General features: G+C 72.7%; 11 protein-coding genes. 5 read left to right on the forward strand and 6 right to left on the reverse strand.

Annotated elements, in window-relative coordinates; translation table 11 throughout:
• Positions 1–75 precede the first annotated feature (75 nt).
• Complete coding sequence (glgX, locus tag ACWDVB_RS00510; protein ID WP_451513324.1) at positions 76–2,184, forward strand: glycogen debranching protein GlgX; 2,109 nt, start codon at positions 76–78, stop codon at positions 2,182–2,184.
• On the opposite strand, the gene ACWDVB_RS00515 is transcribed toward glgX, so the two are convergent.
• Positions 2,159–3,424, reverse strand: a complete 1,266-nt coding sequence (locus tag ACWDVB_RS00515) for an MFS transporter (RefSeq protein WP_451513325.1) — start codon at positions 3,422–3,424, stop codon at positions 2,159–2,161. The genes glgX and ACWDVB_RS00515 overlap by 26 nt on opposite strands.
• 81 nt (positions 3,425–3,505) lie before the next feature.
• Between ACWDVB_RS00515 and treY the strand changes: the two genes are divergently transcribed.
• On the forward strand, positions 3,506–5,941 hold the full coding sequence (gene treY / locus ACWDVB_RS00520; RefSeq protein WP_451513326.1) for a malto-oligosyltrehalose synthase: 2,436 nt from the start codon (positions 3,506–3,508) through the stop codon (positions 5,939–5,941).
• Positions 5,942–5,950: 9 nt separating this feature from the next.
• Here treY and ACWDVB_RS00525 read toward each other — a convergent pair whose 3' ends face one another.
• Positions 5,951–6,502, reverse strand: a complete 552-nt coding sequence (locus ACWDVB_RS00525; RefSeq protein ID WP_451513327.1) for an FHA domain-containing protein — start codon at positions 6,500–6,502, stop codon at positions 5,951–5,953.
• Positions 6,503–6,674: 172 nt separating this feature from the next.
• On the opposite strand from ACWDVB_RS00525, the gene treZ reads away from it, so the two are divergent.
• Positions 6,675–8,420: a malto-oligosyltrehalose trehalohydrolase gene (treZ, locus tag ACWDVB_RS00530; RefSeq protein ID WP_451513328.1), complete on the forward strand. Its 1,746-nt coding sequence runs from the start codon at positions 6,675–6,677 to the stop codon at positions 8,418–8,420.
• A gap of 103 nt (positions 8,421–8,523) precedes the next feature.
• On the opposite strand, the gene ACWDVB_RS00535 is transcribed toward treZ, so the two are convergent.
• Together ACWDVB_RS00535 and ACWDVB_RS00540 are read right to left on the reverse strand one after the other, a co-directional pair.
• On the reverse strand, positions 8,524–9,189 hold the full coding sequence (locus ACWDVB_RS00535; RefSeq protein WP_451513329.1) for a PDZ domain-containing protein: 666 nt from the start codon (positions 9,187–9,189) through the stop codon (positions 8,524–8,526).
• Positions 9,190–9,238: 49 nt separating this feature from the next.
• Positions 9,239–10,108: a LysR family transcriptional regulator gene (locus ACWDVB_RS00540; protein ID WP_451513330.1), complete on the reverse strand. Its 870-nt coding sequence runs from the start codon at positions 10,106–10,108 to the stop codon at positions 9,239–9,241.
• 113 nt (positions 10,109–10,221) lie between these two features.
• Here ACWDVB_RS00540 and ACWDVB_RS00545 point away from each other — a divergent pair, with 113 nt between their 5' ends.
• Positions 10,222–10,968 (forward strand): CTP synthase C-terminal region-related (seleno)protein, encoded by a 747-nt coding sequence (locus tag ACWDVB_RS00545; protein WP_451513517.1) that lies wholly within the window; start codon positions 10,222–10,224, stop codon positions 10,966–10,968.
• Between the two features lie 49 nt (positions 10,969–11,017).
• Here the strand turns inward: ACWDVB_RS00545 and cyc2 are convergent, their stop codons facing one another.
• Positions 11,018–13,183 carry a germacradienol/geosmin synthase Cyc2 gene (gene cyc2 / locus ACWDVB_RS00550; protein ID WP_451513331.1) on the reverse strand — a complete coding sequence of 722 codons (2,166 nt, stop codon included), beginning with the start codon at positions 13,181–13,183 and terminating at the stop codon, positions 11,018–11,020.
• 222 nt (positions 13,184–13,405) lie between these two features.
• Here cyc2 and ACWDVB_RS00555 point away from each other — a divergent pair, with 222 nt between their 5' ends.
• Positions 13,406–13,876 (forward strand): hypothetical protein, encoded by a 471-nt coding sequence (locus ACWDVB_RS00555; protein ID WP_451513332.1) that lies wholly within the window; start codon positions 13,406–13,408, stop codon positions 13,874–13,876.
• Positions 13,877–14,312: 436 nt separating this feature from the next.
• Here the strand turns inward: ACWDVB_RS00555 and ACWDVB_RS00560 are convergent, their stop codons facing one another.
• Positions 14,313–14,720 (reverse strand): hypothetical protein, encoded by a 408-nt coding sequence (locus tag ACWDVB_RS00560; protein WP_451513333.1) that lies wholly within the window; start codon positions 14,718–14,720, stop codon positions 14,313–14,315.
• Positions 14,721–15,057: the final 337 nt, after the last annotated feature.

The following is a 15,057-nucleotide window of genomic DNA, read 5'->3' on the forward strand; positions in this document are numbered from 1 at the left end:
GGTTGCCCCACTTTTGGGCAGACTCTGGCCAAAGTGGCCCCGACCCGAGGGGGCGTTAGTGAAAGAGTCTTATTCATGCAGGTCTGGCCTGGGCAGGCGTATCCCTTAGGTGCCACGTACGACGGAGCCGGCACGAACTTCGCGGTCTTCTCCGAGGCCGCAGAGCGCATGGAGCTGTGCCTCTTGCACGACGACGGCTCGGAGACGGCCGTCGAGCTGCGCGAGTCCGACGCGTTCGTCCGGCATGCCTACGTCCCCGGCATCATGCCGGGACAGCGGTACGGCTTGCGCGTGCACGGCCCCTACGCACCCGAGCGGGGGCACCGCTGCAACTCCGCGAAGCTGCTGCTCGATCCGTACGCGCGCGCGGTGAGCGGGCGCATCGCGTGGGGCGAGGAGGTGTACGGCTACCACTTCGAGGACCCCGGCAAGCGCAACGACCTCGACTCGGCGCCGCACATGATGACGTCGGTGGTCGTCAACCCGTACTTCGACTGGGGCGACGACCGGCCGCCGCGCACCCCGTACCACGAGACCGTGCTCTACGAGGCCCATGTGAAGGGCCTGACGATGCTGCACCCGGACCTCCCGGACGAGCTGCGCGGGTCGTACGCGGCGCTCGGCCACCCGGCGATCGTCGAGCACCTCACGGAGCTGGGCGTGACCGCGCTGGAACTGATGCCGGTCCACCAGTTCGTGAACGACCACCGTCTGGTGGACATCGGCCTCAACAACTACTGGGGCTACAACACCATCGGATTCTTCGCCCCGCACAACGCGTACGCCTCCTGGGGCGACCGGGGCGAGCAGGTACTGGAGTTCAAGCAGGCCGTGAAGGCGCTGCACGAGGCGGATATCGAGGTGATCCTCGACGTCGTCTACAACCACACCGCCGAGGGCAACCACCTGGGCCCCACCCTGTCCTACAAGGGCCTGGACAACGCCTCGTACTACCGCCTCATGGACGATCCCCGCTACTACATGGACACCACGGGGACGGGCAACTCGCTCCTGATGCGGTCGCCGCACGTCCTCCAGATGATCATGGACTCGCTGCGGTACTGGGTCACGGAGATGCGGGTGGACGGCTTCCGCTTCGATCTCGCGGCGACGCTCGCGCGGCAGTTCCACGAGGTGGACCGCCTCTCGTCGTTCTTCGACCTCGTACAGCAGGACCCGGTGGTCAGCCAGGTGAAGCTGATCGCCGAGCCATGGGACGTCGGCGAGGGCGGCTACCAGGTGGGCAACTTCCCGCCCCTGTGGACCGAGTGGAACGGCATGTACCGCGACACCGTGCGCGATCTGTGGCGGGGCGAGCAGCGCACCCTCGCGGAGTTCGCGTCCCGGCTGACCGGTTCGTCCGACCTCTACCAGGACGACGGGCGCCGCCCGCTGGCGTCGATCAACTTCACCACCTGCCACGACGGTTTCACCCTGCACGACCTCGTCTCGTACAACGAGAAGCACAACGACGCGAACGGCGAGAACAACCAGGACGGCGAGAGCCACAACCGCTCCTGGAACTGCGGCGCCGAGGGCGCCACGGACGATCCGGACGTGCTCGCGCTGCGGGAGCGGCAGATGCGGAACTTCATCGCCACGCTGATGCTCTCCCAGGGCGTGCCGATGCTCAGCCACGGCGACGAGTTCGCGCGCACGCAGGGCGGCAACAACAACGCGTACTGCCAGGACAACGAGGTGGCGTGGGTGCGCTGGCCGGACGGCGAGAGTCCGATACTGGCGTTCACGCGCGCGATGGCGATGCTGCGGCGGGACCATCCGGTGTTCCGCAGGCGGCGGTTCTTCCACGGCCGCCCGGTGCAGGGCACGCACGACGAGCTGTCCGACATCGCGTGGTTCACGCCGGAGGGCGAGGAGATGGAGCAGCGCGACTGGGGCGCCTCGCAGGCGCGGGCGCTGAGCGTGTTCCTGAACGGCAACGCGATCTCGGAGCCGGGGCCGCGCGGCGAGCGGATCTCCGACGACTCGTTCCTGCTGATGTTCAACGCGTCGCCGAGGCCGCTGGAGTTCGTGGTGCCGGTCAACCACGGCCGGCAGTGGCAGGTCGTCGTTGACACGGCGTGTGCGGACGGGGTGCCGTCGGAGGCGGGGCCGAAGGTGCGGGCGGGAGACCGGGTGAGGCTGGCCGACCGGAGCCTTACGGTGCTGCAACGTCCGGCGTGACGGAGGCGCGGGGCGGCTGGGCGGGGGTCGCGGCGCGGGGCGGCTCGTGGCGGGCGATCATCGCGATGACGAACGCGACCGCCGCGGCCGCGCTCCCCAGCCCGAACGCCGCCCCCGCCCCGTACACCTCCGCAAGCCGCCCGGCCACCGCCAGCGTCACCGCCTGGCCGCCGATGAACGCGCTCGCCGCGAACGTCATGCCCTCCGCGAGCCGCTGCTGCGGCACAGCGCGTTCCGTCAGCGCGAAGCCCGTGATGAGGTTCGGGGCGTAGATCGCGCCGAAGAAGGTGACCACTACGTAGAGGCCCGCCAGGGTGTCCGTCCACACCAGGGGCAGCGACAGGAGCGCCGCGGCCGCCGTCGCCACGCGCCAGCGTGCGAGCAGCCCGAAGCGCTCCGGCAGCGCGGCCATGGAGAGACCCACCACGGCGCTCATGACGCCCATCGCCGCATAGACGAGCCCGGCCTGTCCCCGCTGCCCCAGCTCCTCGGTCAGCGCGGTGATGCCCGCCCCGCAGGCCCCGAGCAGCACCCCCAGGAAGACGAGCCCGACCCGCACCACGTACACCGAGCGTGGCAGCCGCGGACGCGCCCCACGCACGCGTGACGGCCCGGCGGTGTCCGCCTTGGGGGTACGTCCCGTGGGATGCAGGGCGAAGCCCGTGCCGCAGACGGCGACCAGCAGCGCCGCCGCCCTGAACGCGTACGCCGGGTGGCCCGCCACGGACGCGAGGCCCACGAGCGCGGGGCCGAGGACGAAGGACAGTTCGTCCATGGTGCTCTCCAGGGACAGCACCGTGCCGGCGAGCCGGTCGTCGCCGCCCTTCTGCCTGACCAGTGGGACGACGCGGGCCCGGGCCAGCGGGCCGATGCCGGGGATGGTCGCGCCCGCGAGGACGCCGAGGGCGACGAGGGCGGGCGTGGGCAGGTCCGCGACGGCGCCCGCGGTGTACGCGGTGATCGCCACGGCGTTGACGAGCGAGAAGGCAAGGACGACGGTGCGCTGGCCGTGTCGGTCCGCGAGGCGCCCGACGTACGGTCCGAGGGCGACCTGGCCGAGCGCGAGCGCGCAGGCGACGACGCCGCCGGTCGCCAGCGATCCGCTGGTCTCCGTCACCAGGAGCACGCTGCCGAACTGGATCATGGCCACGGGGAGCCGGCCGAAGAACGAGACGACGGGCAGCAGCGGCCCGGTCATGCCGATCACTGTGCGATACGCGTTGCGCGTGCTCTGAGCCATCGTCCGACGCTAACGACGCCGTGGTGCGCACACGCATGAGCGGATGACACGAAAGCCGTCGGGGCGGGTACGTACCTTCGCATGACGTCAGAGCGCTCCAGGCCCGCGGTGCCTCCTTCGCCGACCGCCACGTACCGGCTGCAACTGCAGCCGGGGTTCCCTTTCGCCGCCGCCGAGGCGGCTGTTCCGTACCTCTCCTCGCTGGGTGTCTCGCATCTGCATCTGTCGCCGGTCCTTGAGGCGGTCCCGGGGTCGACGCACGGTTACGACGTGGTGGACCACGCGCGCGTGCGGGACGAATTGGGCGGTGAGGAAGGGCTGCGGTCGCTGGCACGCACCGCCCGCGAGGCCGGGCTCGGCCTGGTCGTGGACATCGTGCCGAACCACATGGCCGCGGTGCCGAAGCACAACCACGCGCTCTGGGAGGTGCTGCGGGAGGGCCCCGGTTCGCCGTACGCGCGCTGGTTCGACATCGACTGGGACGCGGGCGGCGGCCGCGTCCTGCTGCCGTTCCTCGGCGGCAGGCTCGGGGACGAGCTGACGGCGCTGCGGGTCGACGGTGACGTACTGCGCTACCACGAGCACGTGTTCCCGATCCGCGAGGGCACCGGGGAGCTGCCGCTGCCGGAGCTCCTGGACGCGCAGTGGTACCGCCTGTCGTGGTGGAGGCTTGCCCGTACGGAGCTCAACTACCGGCGGTTCTTCACGATCTCGGACCTCATCGGGGTGCGGGTCGAGGACCCGGAGGTCTTCGAGGCGACGCACGGGACGATTCTGCGGCTGCTCCGCGAGGGGGTCTTCGACGGGCTGCGGATCGATCATCCGGACGGGCTTGCGGATCCGGGCGCGTACCTCCAGAAGCTGCACGAGGCGACGGACGGGCGCTGGACGGTCGTCGAGAAGATCCTCGCCGACGGCGAGCGGCTGCCGGCCGCCTGGCCGGTGGCGGGCACCACGGGCTACGACGCGCTGCGCCACCTCGACGGCGTCTTCACCGACCCGGCGGGCGCGGGGGAACTCCTCGGCCAGTACCGCCGCTTCGCCGCGCCGCCCGCCGACCGGGGCGGCGAGTGGGGCGCGACGGTGCGCCGCGCCGCGTACAAGGTCGTCACGCACGAGCTGGCCGCGGAGATCGACCGCCTCACGCGTACGGCGGCGGCGGTCTGCGCGGCCGACCCGGCGCTGCGGGACCACGCGCCGTGGGCGCTGCGGACGGCGCTGCGGGAGCTGCTGGTGCGGCTTGAGGTCTACCGGCCGTACGTCTCCGGGGGCGCGGCCCCCGAGACGGTGCTCACGGAGCGGGCGGCCGAGGAGGCCAGGGCGGCGTTCACGGTGCCGGAGGAGGCCGCGACCGTCGATGTCGTACGGGATATGGCGCTGGGCCAGGTGAGGACGGCGGACGGGGGTTCAGGGGACGCTGTGGCGGCGTTCCGTGCGCGTTTCGCGCAGACCGCGTCCGCGCTGCGTGCGAAGGCGGTCGAGGACACGGCCTTCTACCGGCATGCGCCGCTGTTGTCGGCCACGGAGGTGGGGGGCGCGCCGGAGCGCCCTGCGGTCCCGGTGGAGGAGTTCCACGCGTACTGCACGCGCGTGCAGCGCGACTGGCCTTGTACGGGCACGGTCCTGACGACGCATGACACGAAACGCAGCGCGGACGTGCGTGCGGGCATCTCGGTCCTGACGCAGTGTCCGGAGCGCTGGGCGGACCTGCTCGCCGAGTTGACCGAGCAGACCGCGCGCGAGGGCGGTGTCTGTGCCCCGGACCCCCAAGTGGCGTGGGCGGCCTGGCAGACGGCGGTCGGGTTCGGCTTCCCCTATGACGGGCGGTTGCAGAACGCGCTGGTCAAGCATGTGCGCGAGGCGGGTCTGCACACCAGCTGGACGGAGCCCGACGAGGCGTACGAGAAGGCGGTGGGAGCCTTCGTGGAGGCGGGGCCGTGCGGGCCGCCGCTGTACGCGGTCGCGGCGTTCGCGCGGGAGGTGGCTCCGCATGTGCGGGCGAACGTCCTGGGGGCGGCGCTGCTGCATCTGACGATGCCCGGGGTGCCGGATCTGTATCAGGGGACGGAGGGCGAGTACCGGGCGCTGGTCGATCCGGACAATCGGCAGCCCGCGCGTTTCCAGCCGCATGTCCTGGAGCGGCTGGACGCGCGGCGGGAGTGCTGGGATCTCTCGGAGGAGAAGCTGGCGCTGACGGCGGTGGCGCTGCGGCTGCGGAGGCGGCGTCCGGAGCTGTTCGGGGACGCGGCGACGTACGAGCCGTTGGTGGCCGAAGGGCCGGGCGCCGCGCACTGTGTGGCGTACGCGCGTTCGGGGGAGGTCGTGGTGGCGGCGACGCGGTTGTCCCTGCGCCTGGCGGAGGAGGGCGGCTGGCGGGGGACGGAGCTGCCGCTCCCGGCGGGGCGGTGGGCGGATCTGCTCGCTTCCGGGCGCGGGTTCGAGGGGCACGCGCGCGTGGAGGAGCTGTTCGCCGAGTCGCCGGTGGCGCTGCTGGAGCGGGTGCCGCAGACCGAGTAGCGCCGACGCTCAGGCCGTGGCGAGGCGGAAGGCCATCCGGCCGAAGCTCACGAGGTCGCCGTCCTGGACGAGGGCGGCGCCGGTGACCCTGCGGCCGTTCACCGACGTGCCGTTGGTGGAACCGAGGTCGCGCAGCACCCACATGCCGCCCTGCCGGCGCAGCTCGGCGTGCACGCGGGAGACCGTGTCGTGGCTGAGTCGCAGGCCGTTGGCCGGGTCGCGGCCTATCCGCAGCGGGTAGGGGCTTTCGGGCGAGGGCAGCAGAAGCTTCGGCAGGCGCTCGGCCTGCCAGGCCCTGCGCAACTTCATCGTGAACCCGGAGACCGCTTCCACGCTGCCGAGCACCATGCGCGACCAGCGGCCCTCGGTCCGCAGATCGGCGGTGAGGGCGGCCAGTTCGTCGGGTCTGCGGGCGGCGAGGGCCAGCTCCATGCGCCGCAGGAAGGTGTCGTGCGAGAGCCTGCCGACGGCCGCGCCCTCCTTGAGTGCGTCCAGCGCCCGGTCGCGCTCGGCGTCCGTCACCCGCGCGGGGTATGTGGAGAACTCGAAAGAGGATGTCACCAGCCGATTGTCGGGCACTGTCGGCCCAGGTGTCCAGAATGGCCGGGCGGCGGCCGATCGATCACTTCCGCCCACGGACGGAGCACTTCTGACGCACCATGGGGCGCAGGTGTGGCGAACAGACGAACAGACGAACAGGCGAAGACACGAACAGCGGACGAGGGGAACGTCGGTGAAGTTCGAGGTGTGGGCGCCGGAGGCCGAGCAGGTCACGCTGGAGTGCGCGGGCGCCGCGCGGGCGATGGAGCGTGACGGGGACCGCGCGGGCTGGTGGACGGTGCACGCGGAGGCGCGGGACGGGGTGCGCTACGGCTTCTCACTGGACGGTGGCCCGCTCCTGCCCGACCCGCGCTCGCGGCGTCAGCCGGACGGCCCCGACGGCCTGAGCGCGGTCGTCGAGCACGACCGGTACGAGTGGCGGGCGCCCTGGGCGGGACGGGGCGTGCGGGAAGCGGTCCTGTACGAGCTGCACGTGGGGACGTACACGCGCGAGGGCACGCTGGACGCGGCGGCCGGCCGGCTCGGGCACCTCGCCGAGCTGGGTGTCACGCATGTGGAGCTGATGCCGCTGTGCCCGTTCCCGGGGCGGCACGGCTGGGGGTACGAGGGGGTGTCGCTGTGGGCGGTGCACGAGCCGTACGGCGGTCCCGAGGCGCTGAAGAGATTTGTCGACGCGGCGCACACGCACGGTCTGGGCGTGGTCCTGGACGTAGTGCACAACCACCTCGGCCCGTCGGGCAACTACCTGCCCGCGTTCGGCCCGTACTTCACGGAGACGCATCAGACGCCCTGGGGCGCGGCGGTCAACCTGGACGCGCCGGGCTCGGACGAGGTGCGTGCGTACCTGATCGGCAGCGCGCTCTCCTGGCTGCGTGACTACCGGCTCGACGGGTTGCGACTCGACGCGGTGCACGCGCTGCGGGACACGAGCGCGTGCCACTTCCTGGAGGAGCTGTCCGCGGCGGTCGACTCCTTGGCCGGTGAGCTGGGCAGGCCGCTGTCGCTGATCGGCGAGTCCGACCTGGGCGACCCGCGGGTCGTCACCCCGCGCGCGAGCGGCGGCCTCGGTCTGCACGCGCAGTGGAACGACGACTTCCATCACGCGCTGCACACCGCGCTCACCGGTGAGTCGCAGGGCTACTACGAGGATTTCGCGCGGGTCCCGCTGGCCGCGCTCGGCAAGACGATGACGCGCGGCTTCTTCCATGACGGGACGTACTCGACGTTCCGGGGCCGCGCCCATGGCCGCCCCGTGGACCGCGCCCGGACGCCCGCCCACCGCTTCCTCGGCTACGCGCAGACCCACGACCAGATCGGCAACCGCGCGCAGGGAGACCGGCTCTCCGCCTCGCTCTCCCCCGGGCTGCTCGCCTGCGCGGCCGCGCTCACGCTGACGGGCCCGTTCACGCCGATGCTGTTCATGGGTGAGGAGTGGGGGGCCACGACGCCCTGGCAGTTCTTCACCGACCACACCGATCCCGGGCTCGCCGAGGCCGTACGGCGGGGCAGGCGGCGGGAGTTCGCGGCACACGGCTGGGCCGAGGAGGACATTCCGGACCCCCAGGACCCGGCGACCCGTGCGCGGTCCTGCCTCGACTGGTCGCAGCCGGAGTCCGGCCACCACGCGCGCCTGCTCGGCTGGCACCGCGAGCTGATCGCCCTGCGGCGCGAACGCGCCGACCTGATGGATCCCGATCTGGCGGCGGTGCGGGTCGTGTACGACGAGGAGGCCCGCTGGTTCGCGTTCCGGCGCGGGGACCTGAAGGTCGCCGTGAACCTCGGCGAGGAGCCCGCCGCCGTCCCCCTGGGCCACAACCACGCGCGCGTGCTCGCCGCCTGGGAGCCGGTCGAGCCGCCCGGCACGGACGGCGTGCTGCGGCTGCCCGCCGAGTCGTGCGCCGTCGTGGGCGCGCGCTGAGGCGGCCGGGCTCCGGGTTTCCCCGGACGGGCCCTCGTGTTTGGCGCGGTGCGCGTTGCACGGCGTCTGGACGCGGCCACGGCCTTTCGCCCCGCGGGCCCGCTCAGGTCACGACGCCCGGCCTGACCGAGAGGACCTGACGGCCGCCGCCCTTGTGGCGGACCGTCAGGGTCACCACCTTGCCCGGCCGGATGGCGGCGACCGCCGACGCCAGCCGGGCCGCCGAGCCGATACGGGTCCTGCCGACCGCGAGCAGGGTGTCACCGCGCACGAGACCGGCGGTGTGGCCGGGGCCCGGGATGTGTACGCCGACGATCAGGGCTCCCGGGCCGCCAGGGGCGGTGCCGGGGACGTCGACGGCTTCGATGCCGAGGGTGGCGGTCCTGGGCGGCTTCCCGGGGCCCGGCCCGGGTTTCGGCCCCGGCTTGGGCCCGGGCTTCGGCGCCCCGGGGTGCGGAGCCTCCGGTTCCAGGGCCGGGCCGCCGTCCCCTGCGGCGGGCGGCTGTGGCGCGCCCGGCGGGGGCGCCGCCTTCTGCATCTCGGCGAGTTTGCTCATGCTGATGAGGGTGGTGCCCACCGTGCCGATGCCGATCCCGGAGAGCACCAGGAGCACCGCGAGGAGCACACCGGACAGTACGGCCGTCAGGCGTCGGCCGCCACGCCTCGTGGTGTGCGGGTTGTCGCCGGAGTTCCGGCGGGGGTTGTCGCCGGGGACCCGGCCGGAATTCCGGCCCGGCATCGGCTTGGGACGCAACGCTGTCTGATCCATGGCTCGCCTCCGGCCACAGCTCTACCCGGCCCGGCCCGGCGGCGATGCCTCACGAACGGGTGACGTCCAGCTGTGCGGCCAGCGCCGCGGCGGGCCCGCGCAGGGCGCCCGCGTGGAGCAGCTCCGTGCGGTGGACGACGCGGGGCGCCGTCAACGGCACGGCGACCGTGCCCGGCGCCTCGGCGGCGGCCGAGCGCGGCAGCAGCGTCAGGCCGTGGCCCGCGGCGGCCAGCGCGGCGAGGGTACGCAGGTCCGTGCCGTCGTAGCGCAGGGCGGGCCGGAAGCCCGACGTGCCGTTCGCGGCGCGGAGTTGGGCCAGCGGCAGGCCGGTGCCGGGCGCGTCGATCCAGCGGGCGTCGACGAGGTCGCCGAGGCGCAGTCCGGCGCGGCGGGCCAGCGGGTGGCCCTCGGGAAGCAGGACGGCGACGGGCTCCTGGCCGATGCCGCGCGCGGTGAGGGGGGCCACGTCGGGCAGGCGCAGGGGGTCGTTCGGCGCGGAGAGGCCGTCGACGAGGCCGAGGTCGACGGCGCCGGTGGCGACGGCGGCGGGGATCTCGTCGCGGGGCAGCACGGACAGGGTGACGCCCGCCGGGGGCAGCGCTTTGGCCGTACGCAGGGTGAGCGCGGTCGGTGTGGCGGCCAGCTTCAGTCCCTGCTCGGGGGCGGCCGCCATGCGCACGACCTCGGCGCGGGCCGCGTCGAGACGCAGCAGCAGGGGGCCCGCGTGCTCCAGGAGGCGCGTGCCCGCCGGGGTGGGGGTGACGGGGCGGCGGGTCAGCAGGGCGGCGCCGAGGTCCTGTTCCAGGGCGGCGATGTGCTGGGAGACGGCGGACTGGGTGTAGCCGAGTTCGCGCGCGGCCTCGGAGAAGGAGGCGAGGCGGGCCACCGTCACGTACGTACGCAGGAGGTGCGGATCCATGGGCCCAAGGATCGCCCACTCCATCAGCAACGCTTATGGGGGGTGCAGTTTTCATCGTTGGACGTGAACGGGGAGGCGCGTGGAGGATGATCGGCATGACGACTGACGCAGCCATGACCCACGACTCGGTCCACGCCTCCACTGCCCCTGCTGCCCCCACCGCCCGCATCGCCTTGATCGGCGAGCGCTCGCCGAACGTGACGTCCCACAGCCGGATCCCGCTCCTCCTGGACGCCCTCGCCGCTCACGACCGCCTCGTCCTCGACGCGTACTGGGTGTCCACCGAGGACGCCGAGGACGCGGGCGCCGTGCGCGGCTTCGACGCGGTGTGGGTGCTGCCCGGCAGCCCGTACCGCAGTGAGGCGGGAGCGCTGACCGCCATCCGTACGGCGCGTGAGGAGGGCATCCCCTTCCTCGGGACCTGCGGCGGCTTCCAGCACACGCTGCTCGAATACGCGCGCAACGTCTGCGGCCTGGCCGGTGTCGCGCACGCCGAGAACGACCCCGGCGCCGACGACCTGCTCATCGAGCCACTCGCCTGCTCGCTGGTCGGCCACGAGGGCACGGTGACGCTCACCCCCGGCTCGCTCGCCGAGTCGGTACTCGGTGCCGACCGGTCCGTCGAGCGCTACCACTGCATGTACGGCCCGGGACCCCACCTCGACACGCTGCGCGCGCACGGTCTGCGCTTCACGGGCGAGGACGAGGAAGGCCGGGTCAGGATCGCCGAGCTCCCCGGCCACCCCTTCTTCCTGGCCACGCTCTTCCAGCCCGAGCTGTTCGGCGACGGCTCGCGCCCGCACCCGGTCGTGCGGGCGCTGGCGCGAGCCGCAGTGCACCACGCGCGCGTGCCCGCATAGCCGTAGCCGCAGCCGTAGTGGGCCATGATCGGTCGGTCGCCGGGTGGCGTCAGCGCAGCCCGGCGATCGAGGGGATCCTCGGCGCACGGTCCGGCAGGAAGTTGTGCGCCCGCCTCGCCAGGTCCTCCGCGCCGTAGCGCCGGCAGCCGCTGTGCCAGTTGAGGATGCCCGCCATCCAGTTCTGCAGGTCGGTGACGTAGCCGTCCATGACGGCACGCCCCTCCGCCGACAGCTCGAAGTCCTCGTACAGCACGGGGAACTCATGCGCGGCGACGTGTTCGAACTGCCGCATGCGCTGCGTCATCAGGTCGTGGATGATGCCGAGCCCGGTCGGGTAGTCGCAGCCGAAGAAGTTCTGCACGACGAGGATGCCGTTGTGGATCTCCCCCTCGTACTCGATCTCCTTCTGGTACGAGAAGACGTCGTTGAGGAGCATCGCGTAGTCGACGGCGGCGTTCTCCAGGGAGCGGACGGGGCCGCTGCGGTAGATCTCGGGCGGCACGGACGGGCCGTGGCCCATCCGGCACAGGCTCATGGTGAGGTCGGCGCCGAACGTGGCGCGGCGCATCTCCAGGTAGTCGACCGGGTCCGGGATACGGTTCTGGAACTGGTTGGCCAGCTCCCACACCCAGCTCTCCGTCATCACCACGACGGTGTCGCGCACCGTCTGCCGCTGCTCCGGTGACATGTCCTTGGTGGTGCGCAGCCAGAGGTCGGCGAGGCCGCGCTCCATGCCGTTCGCGGGCAGCGTGGCCGGTGCGCCCTCGATCGGCATGCACCCGGCGAGGCGCTCCGTGCAGAGCTTCGCCGCGGCGAAGTCACGGCGGTGGCCGAAGACCAGGGGGTAGTAGTCGTCGCCGTAGGTGCCCCAGGCCAGCCACTGCGAGCTGAGGTCGAGCGCTTCCGCCGTGCCGTCCGGGCCGATTCCGGCCGCGCACAGGGGAAGGTCGTACGCGTCGAGTTTGTCCTCGTCCCAGACGCCTTCCTCCAGGATGCCCATCGCGTGCGCCCAGCCGGTGACCCGGCGCCGTGCCGCGTCCAGGTGCGGGTTGAGCCGCAGCTCGAACGGCATGTGGAAGTCGGGCAGGAGCGAGGGGCCCACCTTCTGGAACGGGACGTGGGTGAAGGCGCGCAGCCGCTGCGCCCCGGCGGCCGCGAACAGCGCGCCCATGTCGGCGGCGGAGGTGCCGAGGCCGGTGGGACCGGCGAGCGGCGAGGCGGTGAGCGCGCCCTCGTTCATGTAACGGCTGGAGCGCAGATGCCACTCATGGCCGCCCGACTGCCAGTCCTGGAGCCCACGGGTGTACGCGGCGACCGCGGCGACCTCGGGCGCGGTGAGGCCCTTCTCCAGGGCGAGTGCGGGTACCTCGGTGACCGCCGTGTGCTCGAACTGGTGCAGGCGCGAGGTCAGGATGTCGTTGACGACGTCGGCGGCCTGCTGGGTCGTGCAGTCGAAGAAGGTCTCCAGGACGAGCACGCCGTTGCTCAGCTCGCCCTCGTCCTGGACCTCGCGCTGGTACGAGAAGAGGTCGTTGCGCAGGTGGACGCCGTCGGAGAACGTCTCCATGAGCACGCGCAGCGGCCTGGAACCGGCGACGGCCTGCGGGACTTCGGCGGTCGCGTACTCGACGAGCCCCGCCGACCAGGGGGCGCCGCCCACCTTGCGGCGCATCTCGATGTACTCGACGGGGTTGGCGACCCGCCCTTCGTTGATGTTGGACAGCTCCCACATCGACTCGTTCAGGAGGTGCTCGGTTGACTCGGCGAAGCGGCGGCGCCAGCCCGCGGACATCGCGGGGACCGTGCGGGCCCACAGGTCCGCGAGCCCGGCCTCGACCGGATTGCACGGCTCCGGCACGGGGGTCGCGAGGTCCATCGGCATGAAGAGGGGGAGCCGGTCCAGGTGCGCCTTGCCGGCCGCCCGGTCCTGGCTGCGTTTGTACATGTCCAGGAAGTGGTCGTCGAAGAAGAACACCCACACGTACCAGTCGGTGATCAGCGACAGTGCGGGGCCGTCGCAGTCCGGGTGGGTGTAGGCGCACAACAGGCCGTAGTCGTGCGCGTCGAGGTCGCTCCGCTCCCAGATGCCGGAGCCCTCCAGCATGCCCATGTCGTGCGCCCACCGGGAGGAGTGCGCGCGTGCCTCCTCCAGGTGGGGGTTGAGCCGCGCGGGATACGGCATGTAGAAGTGCGGCAGTTCGAACGGCTGCGTCATGGCCCGGCCCTACCCGGAGGTCTGTGCCGTCATCCGGATGGCGGCACATGATCACACCATCGCGTGAATCGGGAACGTGAGGGGGCGCGAAGAGTGCGTACGGGGGTATGGGGCGGCGCCTCTTCCTGACCCACCTGTACTCGTGAATTGCTGGGCTTTCCCCGCGTGCGCACGGCTCACGCCTCTAGGCTGCGGTCCACGTCCCCGGAAGGAATCACCTCCATGACCGATGCGCCGCTGCGGGCGGAGCTGCTCCTGGACCGCGAAGTCCCCGAAGACCTCAGCCAGGAACTGGTCGCCGCCCTCGACGGACTCGGCGCCCCACCGGTCCGCGTCCGCCGCGCCCTCGCCCACCGAGGGGTGGCCGACATCCCCTGGATCGTCCTGGCGTCCCTGCCCTTGCAGGCGTTCCTCAGCGGCCTCGGGTCGGAGGCCGTCAAGGACGCGTACGCGGCGTTCAAGACAGTCGTACGAAGAACAGCGCGCCCCGGGGCGGGGGCCGGCGAGGCCGCCCGGCCACTGGTGCTCCAGGATCCGTCGGGCGGGTTGAGCATCGTGCTGGAACCCGACCTTCCCGCCGAGGCGTACGAGTCGCTTGTCGCGCTGGACCTGACGGAGTTCACGGTGGGGCCGCTGCACTATGACCGCGCCCAGGGCCGCTGGCGTTCGTTCCTTGACGAGGCCGCCGGCTGATCCGCCGGCCAAAGGACGCGGCGGGACGTGCGCCGCGGATCGGGGGCTGACTGTGACTGCGCAGACCGCGAGCACCGCGGGCATGACGGACGCGTCCGCCGCGTCGTCCGACGCGGCACTGAGCCGCGCCGAACGGGCCTGCGCCGACGGGGAGTCGGCGCTGGCGCGGGGCGATGGCGCGACGGCGGAGGGGCACTTTCGGGAGGCGTTGGGGTTGGTGTCGGGGGTGGCGTCGGGGTCGGGGTCGAGGTCGGGGGTGGCTGGGCAGGTTGGTGGCGACGGGGGCGGAGTCGGGGCTGATGGAGGCGGGTGCGGTGGCTCGGATGGCGGCGGTGGTAGCGGTGGTGACCGAGGTGGCGACGGCGGGGGCCTCGGTGCTGGTGGTGGACGCGGCTTCAGCGACGGGTGCCGTGCCTCGGACTCCGGTGATGGCAGCCTAGGCGCCGGTAGTAGCAGTGGTGACGACGCCAGTGACGGCGGGCGCGGCGTCGGTGACGGGGGCCGTGCCTCCGATGGTGGTGGGGTCGGGGGCGGGAGGGCGGGGCGGGTGGTGGCTCGGGCCCGTACCGGGGTGGGGCGTGTGCGGCTTGCCGCCGGTGATGTCGACGCGGCCGTGGCGGAGTTCGAGCGGGCCCGGCGGCTGCGGCCCGCGGCGGCGGGGCCGTTGCACTGGCTGGGCTGCGCGGCCGCGCACCGCGGTGACCTCGCCGCCGCGAAGACCCATCTCACCGCGGCCCTCGCCTGCGCCGTTCCGCACAGCCGCAGCCTGGTCCAGCGGGCCTACGTCCACGCCCGCGCGGGTGATCCGGAAGCCGCCCTCAGCGACCTGCGCGCCGCGTCCCACATCGCGCCACTGGACGACCAGGCCCGCTGGGTCATGGCTGCGCTGTCGGGCCGCTCCGCGCGGGAGGTGGCACTGCGGCTGCGCAGGGCGGCGCTCAGGGGGTTGATGGGTGAGGGTCGCCCCGGGCTGCGGGCGCCTTCTGGGCGGGAGCCGGGGCCCTCGCGGTGCGGGCCGGAGCCTCCCCGGCGGGAGCCGGAGCCTTCCCCGCACGAACCGAAGCCTCCCCGGTGCGAACCGGAACCTTCCCCGCACGAACCGAAGCCTCCCCGGCGGGAGCCGGAGCCTTCCCCGCGCGAGACCAAGTTTCCCCAATGCGCGCCCGAGTCCTCCCAACGCG

It is taken from the genome of Streptomyces sp. NPDC003379, from assembly GCF_053589195.1.

Bases quoted from the DNA above. Each gene is read 5' to 3' on its own strand.
- glgX (WP_451513324.1), top strand. From the start codon at position 76: ATGCAGGTCTGGCCTGGGCAGGCGTATCCCTTAGGTGCCACGTACGAC.
- ACWDVB_RS00515 (WP_451513325.1), bottom strand. From the start codon at position 3,424: ATGGCTCAGAGCACGCGCAACGCGTATCGCACAGTGATCGGCATGACC.
- treY (WP_451513326.1), top strand. From the start codon at position 3,506: ATGACGTCAGAGCGCTCCAGGCCCGCGGTGCCTCCTTCGCCGACCGCC.
- ACWDVB_RS00535 (WP_451513329.1), bottom strand. From the start codon at position 9,189: ATGGATCAGACAGCGTTGCGTCCCAAGCCGATGCCGGGCCGGAATTCC.
- ACWDVB_RS00540 (WP_451513330.1), bottom strand. From the start codon at position 10,108: ATGGATCCGCACCTCCTGCGTACGTACGTGACGGTGGCCCGCCTCGCC.
- ACWDVB_RS00545 (WP_451513517.1), top strand. From the start codon at position 10,222: ATGACCCACGACTCGGTCCACGCCTCCACTGCCCCTGCTGCCCCCACC.
- cyc2 (WP_451513331.1), bottom strand. From the start codon at position 13,183: ATGACGCAGCCGTTCGAACTGCCGCACTTCTACATGCCGTATCCCGCG.
- ACWDVB_RS00555 (WP_451513332.1), top strand. From the start codon at position 13,406: ATGACCGATGCGCCGCTGCGGGCGGAGCTGCTCCTGGACCGCGAAGTC.